General features: G+C 69.0%; 12 protein-coding genes and 1 tRNA gene. 6 read left to right on the top strand and 7 right to left on the bottom strand.

Translation table 11 applies throughout. The annotated features are described in order from the left end of the window. Positions 1–576: 576 nt before the first annotated feature. Both D9V41_RS14295 and D9V41_RS14290 read right to left on the bottom strand, forming a co-directional pair. Positions 577–1,365, bottom strand: coding sequence for an HtaA domain-containing protein (locus tag D9V41_RS14295; RefSeq protein ID WP_121795254.1), 789 nt, complete (start codon positions 1,363–1,365; stop codon positions 577–579). Between the two features lie 89 nt (positions 1,366–1,454). Continuing rightward, positions 1,455–4,505 carry an HtaA domain-containing protein gene (locus tag D9V41_RS14290; protein WP_133434204.1) on the bottom strand — a complete coding sequence of 1,017 codons (3,051 nt, stop codon included), beginning with the start codon at positions 4,503–4,505 and terminating at the stop codon, positions 1,455–1,457. 178 nt (positions 4,506–4,683) lie between these two features. Between D9V41_RS14290 and D9V41_RS14285 the strand changes: the two genes are divergently transcribed. The 3 genes from D9V41_RS14285 to D9V41_RS14275 all read left to right on the top strand — a co-directional run bounded on the left by D9V41_RS14285 (position 4,684) and on the right by D9V41_RS14275 (position 6,200). Further along, positions 4,684–5,295 (top strand): malonic semialdehyde reductase, encoded by a 612-nt coding sequence (locus D9V41_RS14285; protein WP_121795252.1) that lies wholly within the window; start codon positions 4,684–4,686, stop codon positions 5,293–5,295. 74 nt (positions 5,296–5,369) lie between these two features. Beyond that, positions 5,370–5,443, top strand: a tRNA-Phe gene (locus tag D9V41_RS14280). A 190-nt stretch (positions 5,444–5,633) separates the two neighbouring features. Continuing rightward, positions 5,634–6,200 carry an NADPH-dependent FMN reductase gene (locus D9V41_RS14275; protein WP_121795251.1) on the top strand — a complete coding sequence of 189 codons (567 nt, stop codon included), beginning with the start codon at positions 5,634–5,636 and terminating at the stop codon, positions 6,198–6,200. Between the two features lie 3 nt (positions 6,201–6,203). Here D9V41_RS14275 and D9V41_RS14270 read toward each other — a convergent pair whose 3' ends face one another. Next, positions 6,204–6,674, bottom strand: coding sequence for a MarR family winged helix-turn-helix transcriptional regulator (locus tag D9V41_RS14270; RefSeq protein WP_121795250.1), 471 nt, complete (start codon positions 6,672–6,674; stop codon positions 6,204–6,206). Between the two features lie 23 nt (positions 6,675–6,697). On the opposite strand from D9V41_RS14270, the gene D9V41_RS14265 reads away from it, so the two are divergent. After that, the gene (locus tag D9V41_RS14265) at positions 6,698–8,758 is read left to right on the top strand and encodes an MMPL family transporter (RefSeq protein WP_121795249.1); all 2,061 of its coding nucleotides are present in this window, start codon (positions 6,698–6,700) and stop codon (positions 8,756–8,758) included. A gap of 9 nt (positions 8,759–8,767) precedes the next feature. On the opposite strand, the gene D9V41_RS14260 is transcribed toward D9V41_RS14265, so the two are convergent. Then, the gene (locus D9V41_RS14260) at positions 8,768–9,307 is read right to left on the bottom strand and encodes a Rho termination factor N-terminal domain-containing protein (RefSeq protein WP_121795267.1); all 540 of its coding nucleotides are present in this window, start codon (positions 9,305–9,307) and stop codon (positions 8,768–8,770) included. Between the two features lie 159 nt (positions 9,308–9,466). On the opposite strand from D9V41_RS14260, the gene D9V41_RS14255 reads away from it, so the two are divergent. Beyond that, positions 9,467–10,534, top strand: coding sequence for a Glu/Leu/Phe/Val dehydrogenase dimerization domain-containing protein (locus tag D9V41_RS14255; protein ID WP_121795248.1), 1,068 nt, complete (start codon positions 9,467–9,469; stop codon positions 10,532–10,534). A gap of 21 nt (positions 10,535–10,555) precedes the next feature. Here D9V41_RS14255 and D9V41_RS14250 read toward each other — a convergent pair whose 3' ends face one another. From D9V41_RS14250 to purF, 3 genes are all read right to left on the bottom strand, one after another. Next, entirely contained in the window at positions 10,556–10,732 is a 177-nt protein-coding gene (locus tag D9V41_RS14250) for a DUF3073 domain-containing protein (protein WP_121795247.1), read from the bottom strand. A 111-nt stretch (positions 10,733–10,843) separates the two neighbouring features. After that, the gene (gene purM / locus D9V41_RS14245) at positions 10,844–11,887 is read right to left on the bottom strand and encodes a phosphoribosylformylglycinamidine cyclo-ligase (RefSeq protein ID WP_121795246.1); all 1,044 of its coding nucleotides are present in this window, start codon (positions 11,885–11,887) and stop codon (positions 10,844–10,846) included. Next, positions 11,884–13,374 (bottom strand): amidophosphoribosyltransferase, encoded by a 1,491-nt coding sequence (gene purF, locus D9V41_RS14240; protein WP_121795266.1) that lies wholly within the window; start codon positions 13,372–13,374, stop codon positions 11,884–11,886. The genes purM and purF overlap by 4 nt, the downstream gene beginning before the upstream one ends. A gap of 94 nt (positions 13,375–13,468) precedes the next feature. On the opposite strand from purF, the gene D9V41_RS14235 reads away from it, so the two are divergent. After that, on the top strand, positions 13,469–13,909 hold the full coding sequence (locus D9V41_RS14235; RefSeq protein ID WP_243697285.1) for an SRPBCC family protein: 441 nt from the start codon (positions 13,469–13,471) through the stop codon (positions 13,907–13,909). Positions 13,910–13,940: the final 31 nt, after the last annotated feature.

Below are 13,940 nucleotides of genomic sequence, written 5' to 3'. Positions count from 1 at the left end.
GTCGCTGAGCGACCTCCTACTCGACCGGCGAGTAATAGGTGGTCGAGTAGCGGCGAGCCCTGCGAGCCGCGTATCGAGACCAGCCCACGCCACCCGACCTCAATACACCGGTCGCCGAACGACTCCTACCCGACCACCAAGTAAAAGGTGGTCGAGTAGCGGCGAGCCCTGCGAGCCGCGCATCGAGACCACACCTCACACCACCCGACCTCAATACACCGGTCGCCGAACGACTCCTACCCGACCACCAAGTAAAAGGTGGTCGAGTAGTGGCGAGCCCTGCGAGCCGCGCATCGAGACCACACCTCACACCACCCGACCTCAATACACCGGTCGCCGAACGACCACCTACTCGACCGGCGAGTAGTAGGTGGTCGAGTAGCGGCGAGCCCTGCGAGCCGCGTATCGAGACCAGCCCACGCCACCCGACCTCGACACGCCGGTCGCTGAACGACCACCTACCCCACCACCAAGTAAAAGGTGGTCGAGTAGCGGCGAGCCCTGCGAGCCGCGTATCGAGACCAGCCCACGCCACCCGGCATCGACACGTCGGTCGCCGAACGACCACCAACCCGTCTAGGACGAGCGCTTGCGTACGTACAGCGCCGTTCCCGCTCCTCCCGCGACGGCCGCCGCCCCGGCGCCGAGACCGATCGGCAACCACGGCGTCGACGAGGAGTCACCTTCGTCCTCCTCCACCGCAGCCGGTGTCGCATCGGCATCCTGTGCCGCGTCGCCCGGTTCCTCGCCCCCGCACGGCGCGACCTCGACGACCAGCGTGAGTGGATCGAGCGCCTCACCCGGCTGGTAGAAGTCCGCGAACGCCGGAGCGCCGGCCTCCGAGAGCGCGACCGGCACGTCCGTGAACGTCATGGTGCCGCTCGTCGGATCGACCGGACCGATGACGCCGAGGTCCGCGACCGGCTGCTGGGTGACGTCGACCGCGACCTCGCCGGAGGTGTCGGTGCCCCGCGTATCGAGCAGCAAGGTCGCGTGACCGTCCTCGGCGAACTCGACGGTCGGGTTCGCGAGGGTCATGTCGAGGATGCCGTCGTGCCCGGTGAACCTGACCGTCCCGGTGAACGACACCGATCCCGCGCCCGTGTCGCGATCGATCGAACCGGTCGCCGGCGACCAGCCGAACGTCGGCGTCTCGTAGGAAGCGCCGTCGCTGACCTCCCACCCGCCGTTCGCGATGGTGCCCGAGATGTAGGCGCGGAAGCTCTCCTTCACTCCCCAGGTGAGGCTTCCGCCGGTGATCTCGCATCGGCCCGCGCTGGGCTCGGCCGTAGCTGCGCTGGTCCCGCCGGCGAGCCCGCCCACGGCCACTAACGCGATGAGGACCGTGCGTGCAACGAAGCTCATATCGATGTCCTTTCGTTCGCGTTGAGTGTGACGTTTGACAGGCGAAAACCGGCTGTTCTGCTGCCAAACGTCACACTCAACGGGTTCGGTCAGTCGTGCACCAGGACGCGACGACGACGGGCCAGGACGGCGGCGCCGGCGAGCATTGTGAGGGCGGCCAAGGCGAGCATGCTGGCGTCCACGTCCGCGCCGGTCTTGGGCAGGCTGGGGTCGGTGCTGGAGTCGCACGGCACCTCACCGCCGAGCGACACGCTGAACGACACCGGGTCGAGCGGCGTGCCCGCCGCGTAGAACCCGGCGAACGCCTGCGCCCCGGAACCGGTCAACGTTGCCGACGCCCCCGAGACGGAGAGAGAGTTCTCGTCGACCGCGAGCCGGTTGAAGGACAGGTTGGCGAACGCCACCGTGCCGTTCACAGCCGACTCACCCTTGGTGTTGGTCGCCTTCACCTGCGCATACAGCACTGCCGAGGTCGGGCCGGTGATCTGCACGCTCGGGTTGCTGAGCGAGAAGTTCAACTTGCCGTCGTGCCCGGTCGCCGAAAGCGTTCCGGAGAAGTTCGCCCGACCGATTCCGGAGGCGTCCGGGTTGATCGCCCCGCCGGTCGCCGAGAAGCTCCCGCCGGAGAAGCTGCCCTTGGCGATGGGGCCCTCCACGTAGGTGCGGAACGACTCCTTCAGCCCCCAGTCGAGGCTGCCGCCGGTCGCGCGCCGAGCCACGCACTTCTGCGAGGCGCCAGCGGGAGCCGAGGTTGCCACGGGCGCGACCTGGCCGCCGTCGCCGGCGTTTCCGTTGGACGGGGTGGGCGTCTCACCGCGCCCGGTGGTCGGACCGGTGATGTCGTCGCAGTTCACCTCGCCCCGCGTGGTCACGCTGAACGTGACGGGATCGAGCTCCTCGCCGGGCCGGTAGAACCCACCGAACGCGGCGGCACCGTCCGCAGTGAGCGTCGCGACCGCGTCGGACCAGGTGCGGGTGGTCCCGGACACCGACGGAGCGCTCAGCGCCAGATCCGCGAAGTGCACGTCGCTGCGTTCGAATGTCGTTCCGACGCTCGAGGTATCCACGAACTCGCGGCCCTTCACGTCGAGCCGCAGCTGCGCGGTGGTCGCGGAGGTCACCACGACCCGGGGGTTGGTGAACGCCAGATCCAGCGCGTGACCGCCGGGCATAGCGTGGCCGCGGAAGTGGACGCCGTGGCCCTCACCGAAGGCGACGTCCACGTCACGTCCCTCGGTGTCGGCCTTACCCGCACCGGTCGACCACACGAATCGGCCGTCCGACGCCTGGGTGGTCGCCCCCAGCAGCGTGGTCGAGCCGTGCGCGATCGGGCCTGCCAGGTACTGACGGAAGCTCGCCCGCACGCCCCACCGGAGCTCGGCGCCGAGCTGCAGGCAGCGATCGACCGCCAGCACGGTGAACGACTGCCGCGCGAGGGGCTCCGCGGCAGCTGACTCATCGGCCGCCAAGACGCGCACCTCGTGCTGGCCCGCCGGGAAGCTGGCCGGAACAGTCCACTCCACGTCAGCAGCGCCGGCGTCGCTGGCCGCGACGGTGCCCACGACGAGGGGATCGGAGTGCACCTCGAACCGTACGCTCTGGCCTGGGTCCAGGTCCGATGCCGCGAAGCGGATCGTGTCGCCGGCCTTCACCGTGCTGACCGCGTCGTCGCCGTCGGTCACGGCGACGGAGGGCGGACGCTTGCCCTGGTAATTGAGCGGGACGGCGAGCTCCTGGTCGGCGTTCTTCACTCCGCCGCCGGGATAGGTGTAGATGCCGTACCGGCCACCGTCGACGGTCTCCTTCGGCGCAGCCAGCTTCACGGTCCAGGTGAACTCGCCCTCGCCGGACAACGGCACCCACTGCTCGCGCACGGCCTGCTGGAACATCGGCGGGATCTGCTCGACCGTGTCCTCGGTGAGCACCCAGCCCTGCGACCCGGTCTTGCGGGCCGTCGCCGCGGCTCCCTCCGAGGGGCGCCAGTCCTGAGCGAAGTGGCCGAACACCGCGTACGTCCCTTGCGGCAGGGTGTTCGGGATGGGAACGCCCCGACCTCCGACGTTGGCGGCGGGATCGAAACCTGCGCCCTTCACGACCAGGGTGTCCCCGGCGAACACCTCCCGGTCGCCCACGGGTGTCACGCCGTCGGCGAGGAAGACCGAGATCTGCGGCTCCCAGACCGGGTCGGGGTCGGTCTGAATCGGCTCCACAGTCACCGTGACAGGTGCGGACGTCGACGCGAGGAAGGCAGCTGCGTCCGCGGGGGTGAAGGTGGCGCTGATGACGTTCGTGCCCTCGGGCAGGGCATCGGTGGTCAACACGGCCGTCCCGTCGTGGACGGCCACGGGGGCGGCGAGCGGCCCGGCGTCGGTGCTGAACGCGACCGCTCCTGCAGCCTCGGCCGGCGCGACCGCCGCGGTCAACGTCACGGTCTCCCCGGCCTCGGCGCTGTCGGTCGAGGCGTTCAGCGATGTCGTCGTCGCGGTCGCCGGCGCACTGATCGGGACGCTCAGCGTCAACGGATCGAGGGCGGTTCCGGCCGGGTAGAAGCCGCCGAACGCTTGGGCGCCGGCCTCGGTCAGGGTGGTGGGTGCGTTCGCCCACGTGATGGTGGAGCCCTCGACGGTGGCCGCCGGGAGGGCCACCGTGGCGAAGTGGACGCCGCTGAGCGTGAAGGTCTCGCCGACCTCGGTGGTACCGGCGAACTCACGGCCCTGCACGTCGAGATACAGGTCGGCAGCACCCGACGATGTCACGTGGACGCGCGGGTTGGTGAACGCCAGATCGAGCGCGTCGACGCCGTTCATCGGGTGGCCGCGGAAGTGGACCCCGTTGCCGGCCCCGAAGCTCACGTCTGCGGCGCTTCCGTCGGTCGCAGCCTCACCGGTGCCGCCCACCCAGGTGTACGTCCCCGTGGTCGTGCCGAGCAGTGTCGTCGACCCGTGGGCGATCGGGCCGGTCACGTACCGACGGAAGGACTCCTTGATCCCCCAGTCGAGGGTCGCGCCCGCGACGGTCCCCTGGGGCGGAGCGGCGGTGGCAATGCTCGGGAGGGCGAGACCGCTGACGACGGTCATCAGCAAGGCGAGCAAGACGAGCAACGGAGACCTGCTCCGCACGCGAAGGTGGGGGGTGTTCACGCAAGTGCCTCTCTTCGATGAACGCGGCCACGAGTAGGACGACCGCACCAGTTCCAGTAAAAGTAAAGGTAGCCTAACTAAAGCGAGGCTAACCTTAGGGTCTTGCCATGTGGTCGGTTGTGACCCAGGTCATCACCCGGCGTGGAATGCCGGAGACCGGAGAATAGTTGAAACTTGTATGACTTCTGCGACTTTGGATCACCTGACCCGACTTGACGAGCAGGCCCTGGACACGCTGTTCCGCGAGGGACGCACCGCGAACTCGTTCATCGACGAACCGGTTCCCGCAGAGACGCTGCGGGAGATCTACGAGATCGCGAAGTTCGGCCCCACCGCCGCCAACAGCCAGCCCCTGCGGACCGTCTTCTTGACCACGGACGAGTCGAAGCAGCGCCTGCTGCCCTTGATGTCGGAGGGCAACCGCCACAAGACCGCCACGGCGCCCGTCGTCGCGATCCTCGCCGCTGACGCGGATTTCAACGAGCGCATGCCCGAGGTCTTCCCGCACGCCCCGGAGTCGAAGAACTGGTTCGGCGACCTCGAGTCACGCCGGCGCGTCGCGGAGTTCAACGCCGGCCTGCAGGTGGCCTACCTGATCATGGCCGTGCGTGCCGTCGGGCTCGCCGCCGGACCGATGAACGGCTTCGACCACGACGCCGTCGACGCCGAGTTCTTCGCCGGCACCAACCTCCACTCGGTGGTCGTGATGAACATCGGCAAGCCCGGCGAGAGCCCCTGGTTCGATCGCCTCCCCCGGCTCGCCTACGAGGACGCCGTGACCGTTCTCTGACGATCCCCACGGTCGGCCGTGATTGACGGGTGCGCTACAGTGAACGTCGCTCGTCGCTTCGGCCGACGGGTATCGGCCAGGTAGCTCAGTTGGTACGAGCGTCCGCCTGAAAAGCGGAAGGTCGCCGGTTCGACCCCGGCCCTGGCCACCCCATATGCGGCGGCAGCGACGAAGGAGCGTCCCGCATCCTCGTGGCCAGCTTCTGGGAGAACCGGCGAAGCCTGGGGGCACCCCCTGCTCGGAGCGCAGCGGAGCGCTCGGGGGAGTCGACCCCGGCCGTCGCCGCCGTTTCGCCCTATCGTGAACAGTGCCCTGCACTCGATCCGCTAGGAGCATCCGTGCTGGAGATCGGCATCATCCTCGGCAGCACCCGCCCCGGACGCGTCGGCGAACAGGTCGCCGGCTGGGTCCTCGACACCGCCACCCGACGTGACGACGCGCACTACCGGCTGATCGACATCGCCGAGCATGACCTCCCGCTGCTGGACGAGCCGGTACCTCCCTCGCTCGGCGAGTATCAGAACGCTCACACCCGCGAATGGGCGGCAACCATCGACGCCTGCGACGGCTTCGTGATGGTGACGCCCGAGTACAACCACGGCACCTCAGCCGCTCTCAAGAACGCCCTCGACTACGTCTACGCGGAGTGGAACGACAAGGCGGTCGGGTTCGTGTCCTACGGTTCGGCGGGAGGCGTACGCGCCGTGGAGCACTTGCGACTCATCGCGGCCGAACTCCAGCTGGCCGACATCCGCCAGCAGGTCATGCTCGACCTCGACGCCGACTTCGAGGACTCGTCGACGTTCCTGCCTCAGGACCAGCACGGCGATACCCTGGCGGCCCTGCTCGATCAGCTGGTCGCCTGGAGCAGTGCCCTCGCACCGCTGCGCACTACGGAGCACTGAGCCTCAGCGTTCCATCTGGTCGACGATGTCGGTCGCCGCACGCAGGAAGCGCGCGACGACCTCGATCTCCTCGTCGTCGAAGCCGCTCATCATCTCCATCATGGCGGCGGCCAGCGGGCCGAACATCGCACGCGCCTCTGCCCCCGCCGATTCCGTCATCGAGATCGTGACCCGGCGCCGATCGTCGGCGTCGAGTCCTCGCGTGACGTGCCCGGCGCGCTCGAGTCGATCCAGCAAGGTGGTGGTCGCCGAGGGGCTGAGGGTCAGGGCCTCGGCGAGCTGTTTCGCGCTCAGTCCCGAGCGTCCCTCGTCGCGCGCCTTCGCGAGCGCCTGCAGCGCATTCAAGTCCGACCGGTGGAGGCCCCGCACGGCGCCCGCTCGATCAGTGAAGCGCAGCGACGCCGTGGTGAGCTCCTGGACGAGTCGGACGACGTCGTAGCGGCGCGGGTCAACGGCCTGAGGGTGCGCGTTCATCGGCACCAGCCTAGTCTTTCACCGTGGAATCCTTCGATCATCGAACGAATAACTTTCCGCTCGCCCGTCTCGTGGGGCGCGGTCGCTCGGTGCTGATCCTCGTCCTGGGCGTACTCGTGAGCGGGCTGGTGATCGCGTTCGCGCCGGAGCCGACCACGGGCTCCGAAGCAGGATCGAATCTCCCCGATGACGCCGAGTCCGCCCTCGCCATCGAGGCGCTGCAGTCGCTTCCGGACGCGGACGAGGCGCCGGCGTTCATCGTCTTCTCTCGCGAGGACGGGGCGCTCACCGAGGCAGACCTCGGCACGATCGCGCAACGCGCCCAGGACCTCGCACAGGAGCTGGGGGTTCAAGCGAGCCCGCCCATTCCGTCGGAGGCCGGCGACGTGGCCCTCGTGACGTTGCCCGTCGAATCAGGGCTGACGAGTGACGAGAACTCGCAGATCGTCGACACCATCCGCGAGGCGGCGAGCAGTGACCTGCCCCGCGGTCTCACCGCCCAGGTGACGGGCGCCCCCGCCGTCTTCGCGGATCTCGGTGAGGTCTTCAGTGGCGCCGACACGCGCTTGTTGCTGGTGACCGCCTCGGTCGTGGCCCTCCTGCTGATCGTCACCTATCGGAGTCCCTGGCTGTGGCTCGTCCCGCTCGCCGTCATCGGCGTCGGTGATCGCGTCGCGGCCAAAGTCCTCGAGGCCTTCTCCGCGTGGGCGGACTTCCCCATCGACGGCTCGATCACCGGCATCACCTCGGTGCTGGTGTTCGGCGCCGGGACCAACTACGCCCTCCTGCTGATCGCGCGCTACCGCGAGGAACTGCGTCGGCACGCATCGCGGCACGATGCCATGCGGTTCGCCGTCGGGGCCGCGGCACCGGCCATCCTGTCGAGTTCAGGGACCGTCGTCTTAGGCCTGCTCGCGCTGCTCATCGCCGACTCCCCCTTCGTCAGCCGGATCGGCATGGCGGGAGCGATCGGCATCGTCGTCGCGGTCGTCTTCGCCCTCGTCGTGCTTCCCGCGGCGATGTCGCTTCCCGGCCGGTGGCTGTTCTGGCCCTTCGTTCCCCGCTACGGCGATGAGGACCCCCGCCACCGGGGCTGGTGGCACGGCGTGGGCCGCGCCGTGACCAGTCGCCCCTGGCCGGTGCTCGTCACCAGCCTCGCACTGCTCATCGCCATGGCTGCGGGGACGCTGAGCCTGCGCACGGGGCTGGGGCAGAGCGAGCAGTTCCTGGACACTCCCGAATCCATCCAAGCCCAGGAGACGTTGAGCGACGCGTTCGCGGCCGGAACCTCCTCGCCGACCCGGATCGCCACGACCCCCGAGCGCGTCGACGCCGTGGTCGAGGCCGCGAACGGCGTCAAGGGTGTCGACCGGGCGACACCGGCCGGCGCCTCCGACTCGGTCGCCGAAGTCACCGTCGTCCTCGCCGCGGAACCGGAGAGCGACGAGGCGATCGCCACCATCGGCGAGGTGCGCTCGGCGATCGACGAGGCCGACCCGGATGCACTCGTCGGCGGCACCGACGCCGAAGCACTCGACGAACGCGACACCGCCGCCCATGATCGCCAACTCGTGATTCCGATCGTGCTCGCCATCGTGCTCGCGATGCTGCTGATCCTGCTGCGTTCGCTCGTGGCCGCCGTCCTGCTCGCCGGCACGACCGTGTTGTCCTACCTGTCCGCCCTCGGCCTCGGATGGCTGCTGTTCGATCACGTCATCGGTTGGACCGCGACGGACGTCAGCACACCCTTGCTGGCGTTCATCTTCCTGGTGGCACTGGGCGTCGACTACAACATCTTCCTCACCGCGCGAGCACGCGAGGAGATGCGGGCGACCCGTGACGCCACCGAATCGATCGTCACCGCCCTCGCCGTGACCGGCGGCGTCATCACGAGCGCCGGTGTCCTGCTCGCCGCCGTGTTCGCGGTGCTCGGCGTCCTCCCCCTCGTCCTCCTCGCCCAGCTCGGCGTCATCGTCGGGGTGGGCGTGCTGTTGGACGCCGTGGTGGTGCGCAGTATCGTCACGCCGGCACTGGTCCGCCTGTGCGGCAAGCGATTCTGGTGGCCGAGTGCCCTCGGCCGCTGAGCGAGTCGCTCACGTCTCCCGCAGCGCTGCGATGAGCTTCGCCTTGGTCATCGAGGAGTAACCCGAGATCCCGGCGTCCTTGGCGCGTGCCCGCAGCTGTGCGACGGTCAGCTCCTCCAGCGCGCCCTCGGTCTTGCCGACGGGTGCGACGCCGGACGGCTCCGCGACCGGCTTCGGGGCGCTCGGAGCGGCCGTGAGATCGGGGACGGGCTCGGGCATCTCACTGACGAGCGGCTCACTCTCGGCGACCCCCTGCGGAGGCCGCTCCGCGTCGTCATGCGGAGCCGACAGCGGCGTCGCTTCGGTCGGCGTCGGCGGCGACGGCTCGAAGGGCGGCGCGAAGCCCGGTCGCGAGGAGCCCTTCTTTCCCGAGAGGAGCTGCTCGACCCTCTTGCGCACGCCGCCGATCTGCTTTCCGGCGGTCTCGGCCGCTCTCGTCGCCGGCCCTCCCGGACCAGGCAGTCGACTCGCGACGCCGTTGCGCTGCGTACGGAGTTGGTCGCGCAACGTGTCGGCCCCGTCACGGATGCGCTTGGCGAATCCGGCCATGTCGATCACGTCCTTTCCTGTGCGCCACGATAGGGCGGCCCGGCGCGCGCGACCTCTCGGCGCAAAGTGACTAAGATCACTGGTAGGCCCGCTACACCCCGCGGGCATCCCGTGGTCGCACCACCCCAGTGACCGCGCACGACAAGGAGAACACCGCGCATGACCACCGTCTCAGCCTTCGGCACCCACCACGAGCAAGTCGTCTTCTGTCACGACGAGGCCAGCGGCCTCAAGGCGATCATCGCCATCTACTCCACGGCCCTCGGGCCCGCACTCGGCGGCACCCGGTTCTACCCGTATGCGAGCGAGTCCGACGCCCTCGCCGACGTCCTCAACCTCAGCCAGGGCATGGCGTACAAGAACTCGCTCGCCGGTCTCGATCTGGGCGGCGGCAAGGCGGTCATCATCGGCGATCCGCGCCGGATCAAGAGCGAGGCCCTCCTGCGGGCCTATGGGCGCTTCGTCGAATCACTGCGGGGGCGCTACTACACCGCCTGCGATGTCGGCACCTTCAGCGCCGACATGGACATCGTCGCCCGCGAGTCCCGCTACGTCACGGGGCGCACCGTCGAGCACGGCGGCGCCGGCGACTCCTCGGTGCTGACTGCCTACGGCGTCTACCAGGGCATGCGCGCTAGCGCACAGCACGTGTGGGGCGATACCAGGCTCGCCGGACGCACGGTCGGCGTGGCCGGCGTCGGCAAGGTCGGCCGCCACCTCGTGCGCCACCTCGTCGAAGAGGACGCGCGCGTCGTCGTCACCGACGTGAACGCCGAGGCCGTCGCCGCCTTGCGCGACCTCTACCCCGGCGTCACCGTGGCGCCCTCAACCGAGGCACTCATCAGTGAACCGATCGACATCTACGCGCCGTGCGCCTTGGGTGGCGCCCTCGACGACGACACCGTGGCCGTGCTGACCGCCCGCATCGTGTGCGGAGCCGCCAACAATCAGCTCGCTCACGAAGGAGTGGAGAAACTGCTCGCCGAACGCGGCATCGTCTACGCGCCCGATTACTGCGTCAACGCCGGCGGCGTCATCCAGGTCGCCGACGAGCTCGAGGGCTTCGACTTCGACCGGGCGAAGACCCGCGCCACGCGCATCTTCGACACCACGGCTGCAGTGTTGGAGCAGGCCGCGAGCCAGCACGTGCCCCCGTCGGTAGCGGCTGATCGCCTGGCCGAGGAGCGCATGGCGCAGATCGGCCGGCTGAGTCAGATCCGACTGTGAGACGAGGCGAGGCCGGCGGCGTCAGGACGCCGCCGGGTCCTCGTACTGCTTGGCTAGGTCGGCGTACTGATCGGGAATCGGATCGCCCGATTCTCCGTGGAGTTCGCGTTGCAGATCGTCGAAGTCCGGATCGAAGGTACGGTACTTGAGATCGCGTGCAACCTTCGTCTGCTTGGCTTTCGCACGGCCGCGGCCCATGAGGCTCGACCCCCTCGCACAGGAATAGTCAATAAGTCGTGGCTCTACCCTAGCCAATGTCGACAAGAATTGTCGCACCGGGGCACTCCCGGCGCGTACAAGGCGAGATTCTCAGGCGAAAGTGACGGCGCCTCCCGGACCGAAGACGCCGGCGTCGGCGACCTCGCCGAGGTGCCATGCGCGGACCTCGTGGCTCGCGAGCAGCGCGATCGCCTCATCGGCGGCCTCGGGCGACACGACCGCGACCATGCCGACGCCCATGTTGAGCGCCTCGTCGAGGTCAGCCTGGGCGATGCCGCCGAGCTCGCCGACGACCGAGAACACCGCAGGCGGCGTCCAGGACGTGCGGTCCAGCCGGACCGAGACCGTCTCGGGGACGACACGAGCGAGGTTGGCGGCGAGGCCTCCCCCGGTGATGTGGCTCATCGCGTGAACCTCGACCTCGTCGGCGAGCGCGAGACACGGCTTGGTGTACAGGCGCGTAGGCGTCAGCAACTCCTCACCGAGCGTGCGACCGAACTCGGGAACCTCGCGGTCGAGTTCCCATCCGGCGACGTCGAAGAAGACCTTGCGGACGAGCGAATAGCCGTTGGAGTGCAACCCCGAGGAGGCCATGCCCACGACGACGTCGCCGGGCCGCACTCGCTCGGCGCCCAGCAGCCGCTCGGCTTCGACGACACCGGTCGTCGAGCCGGCGACGTCGTACTCGTCAGGGCCCAAGAGGCCCGGGTGCTCGGCAGTCTCGCCACCGATCAGCGCGGTGCCCGTTTCGGCGCACGCCATGGCGATGCCCTTGACGATGTCGGCGATGCGCTCGGGCACGACCTTGCCGCAGGCGATGTAGTCGGTGAGGAACAACGGCTCCGCGCCGCAGACGACGAGGTCGTCGACGAGCATGCCCACGAGGTCGAAGCCGATCGTGTCGTGCTTGTCCATGCGCTGCGCGATGGCGACCTTGGTGCCGACACCGTCGGCGGACGAGGCAAGGAGCGGACGGTCGTAGTGCTGAAGTTCGGAGGCGTCGAACAGTCCGGCGAAGCCGCCGATACCGCCCAGGACCTCGGGCCGGGTGGCCTTGGCCACCCACTGCTTCATGAGCTCGACGGCGCGATCGCCCTCGGCGACGGAGACGCCGGCGTCGGCGTAGGAGGTCATGACGGGAGCACCTTCAGCTGGGTCGTGTCGGGGTTCTCGAGCAGATGCTTGCCGATGAGGTCGTCCTCGGGCAGCGCCACCGGATAGATGCCGTCGAAACACGCGCGGCAGAGATTGTCCTTGGGCACGTTGGTGGCCTCGACGAGATCGTCCAGCTCGACGTAGGCGAGGGAGTCCGCGCCGATCGAGCGGCGGATCTCGTCGACGGACGCACCGTTGGCGATGAGCTCGGCGCGCGACGCGAAGTCGATGCCGTAGAAGCACGGCCACTTGACCGGTGGGCTGGAGATGCGCACGTGCACCTCCGCGGCGCCGAACTCGCGCAACATCCGCACGAGGGCCCGCTGGGTGTTGCCGCGCACGATCGAGTCGTCGACGACCACGAGCCGCTTGCCTGCGATGACGTCGCGCAGCGGGTTGAGCTTCAGCCGGATGCCGAGCTGGCGGATCGTCTGCGAGGGCTGGATGAAGGTGCGGCCGACGTAGGAGTTCTTGACGAGGCCGTGCCCGAACGGGATACCGCTCTCCTCGGCGTAGCCGATCGCCGCCGGCGTGCCCGACTCGGGCACCGGGATGACGAGGTCGGCGTCCACCGGCGCGGAGCGGGCCAGCTTGCGGCCGATGTCCGAGCGCACGCTGAACACGCGCTGGTCGGCGATCGTGGTGTCGGGGCGGGCCAGGTAGACGTACTCGAAGATGCAGCCCTTCGGCGCAGCCTCGGCGAAGCGCTCGCTCCGGACGCCGTTCTCGTCGATCGCGACGAACTCGCCCGGTTCGATCTCGCGGATGTAGGACGCGCCGACGATGTCGAGGGCTGCGGTCTCGCTCGCGATGACCCAACCGCTGTCGAGCCGGCCCAGCACCAGCGGACGGATGCCCTGGGGGTCGCGCGCCGCGTACAGCGTGTGCTCGTCCATGAAGACGAGCGAGAACGCTCCCCGCAGGCGCGGAAGGACCTCCAGCGCCGCCTCCTCGACCGACCGGTCCGGATAGGACGCGAGCAGGCTCGCCATCACCGCGGTGTCGCTCGTGGCGGTCTCCTTGGAACGCTGCCCCAGCGCCTCGAGCCGCTCGTCCAGCAGCTCGACGAGCTCGTGAGTGTTGGTGAGATTGCCGTTGTGTCCGAGCGCCACCGAGCCGCTCGCCGTCGGACGGAACGTGGGCTGCGCGTTGTGCCACACGCTCGCACCCGTGGTGGAGTACCGGGCGTGGCCGATGGCAACCTCGCCGACGAGGGATTCCAGCGTGGCCTCGTCGAAGACCTGGGACACCAGGCCCATGTCCTTGTACACGAGAATCTGGCGGCTGTTACTGACCGCGATCCCCGCCGACTCCTGCCCACGGTGCTGCAACGCGTACAGCCCGAAGTAGGTGAGTTTGGCGACTTCCTCGCCGGGGGCCCACACACCGAAGACACCGCAGGCATCCTGGGGGCCGACGTCGTGGGGATCGATGTCGTGGGTCAAGCGACCGTCTCCGCGGGGCACGTTCACCAGTGTAGGGGTCGCGCACAGCCTGCCCCACCTACGAGGTCGCGGCTGTGCCGACAACGTGGTCAGATGAGGCATGGACGGGAACATCGTGAGCGTCGAGCGCGTCATCGCCGCACCGCCTGAGACGATCTTCGCCCTGCTCGCCGACGCGGGCCGCCATTCGGCGTTCGACGGCTCGGGGACGGTTCACGGGGTCAAGGGCGACTCGCGCCCGCTGCGCCTCGGATCGCGATTCGGGATGTCGATGAAGTGGGGCGTGCCGTACACGACGGTCAACGAGGTCGTGGCCTTCGAGCCCGGCAGCACGATCGCGTGGAAGACGACGGCGCTCGGCGGCGTGATCGGCGGACGCGTCTGGAAGTACGAACTCATGCCGGTCGAGGGCGGCACCCATGTGCGGGAGAGCTGGGACATCGGTCAGGACAGACAGCGGACCCTGCTTCGGCACAGCTTCATGCCCGAACGCACGCGGCGCGCCATGCAGGCGACACTCGAACGCCTGGCTCAGCTCGTCGAGAAGTCTGGGTAATTCCCTTCCGCCTCCTCCACAGCAGCAGTAG

Source organism: Aeromicrobium phragmitis (genome assembly GCF_003674095.1).
Taxonomy (GTDB): domain Bacteria; phylum Actinomycetota; class Actinomycetes; order Propionibacteriales; family Nocardioidaceae; genus Aeromicrobium; species Aeromicrobium phragmitis.
The sequence above is the reverse complement of the archived record's forward strand: the minus strand, read 5'-3'. Positions and strand labels throughout refer to the sequence as shown.

Bases quoted from the DNA above. Each gene is read 5' to 3' on its own strand.
- D9V41_RS14255 (WP_121795248.1), top strand. From the start codon at position 9,467: ATGACCACCGTCTCAGCCTTCGGCACCCACCACGAGCAAGTCGTCTTC.
- D9V41_RS14250 (WP_121795247.1), bottom strand. From the start codon at position 10,732: ATGGGCCGCGGCCGTGCGAAAGCCAAGCAGACGAAGGTTGCACGCGAT.
- D9V41_RS14260 (WP_121795267.1), bottom strand. From the start codon at position 9,307: ATGGCCGGATTCGCCAAGCGCATCCGTGACGGGGCCGACACGTTGCGC.
- D9V41_RS14285 (WP_121795252.1), top strand. From the start codon at position 4,684: ATGACTTCTGCGACTTTGGATCACCTGACCCGACTTGACGAGCAGGCC.
- D9V41_RS14270 (WP_121795250.1), bottom strand. From the start codon at position 6,674: ATGAACGCGCACCCTCAGGCCGTTGACCCGCGCCGCTACGACGTCGTC.
- purM (WP_121795246.1), bottom strand. From the start codon at position 11,887: ATGACCTCCTACGCCGACGCCGGCGTCTCCGTCGCCGAGGGCGATCGC.
- D9V41_RS14295 (WP_121795254.1), bottom strand. From the start codon at position 1,365: ATGAGCTTCGTTGCACGCACGGTCCTCATCGCGTTAGTGGCCGTGGGC.